Below are 465 nucleotides of genomic sequence, written 5' to 3'. Positions count from 1 at the left end.
TCATCGAAGAGGTCAAGGAAGGCCGTCACTCCCAGCGCAGCGCGGCCTGACCGATGAAGAGCCAAAAAATAGCCGACGACGCGGGATCCGAAACCCGCGTCGTCGTTCTCGACTCCGGAGAGGAAGCGTTCGCCGCGCTCAGCAGGTTCGCCAACGAAACGGGAATCACGGCAGCAACGCTGACGGCCATCGGCGCCTTCCAAAAGGCGACGATCGGCTGGTTCGACTTCGAGCGTAAGACGTACAAGAAGATCGAGGTCGACCAGCAATGCGAAGTGTTGAGCGCGATAGGCGATGTCGCGATAGGCGACGACGGCAACGCGAGCCTGCACGTTCACGTCGTCCTTGGCTTGTCCGACGGCACGACGCGCGGTGGACACCTTTTGGCGGGTACGGTCAGACCAACGCTAGAGGTCGTCCTCACTGATACGCCGGTCCATCTGCGACGAAAGAAAAAGCCCGACA

At 60.9% G+C, this 465-nt stretch carries 1 protein-coding gene; it reads left to right on the top strand.

The features are described 5' to 3' along the window. Positions 1 to 53: 53 nt before the first annotated feature. On the top strand, positions 54 to 465 hold a 412-nt coding region (locus BraRD5C2_RS34625; protein WP_223976065.1), incomplete at its 3' end, for a PPC domain-containing DNA-binding protein.

It is taken from the genome of Bradyrhizobium sp. RD5-C2, assembly GCF_019972155.1.
Taxonomy (GTDB): Bacteria; Pseudomonadota; Alphaproteobacteria; order Rhizobiales; family Xanthobacteraceae; genus Bradyrhizobium.
Note: the sequence above shows the minus strand (reverse complement) of the source record. Positions and strands in the feature narration are given on the sequence as shown.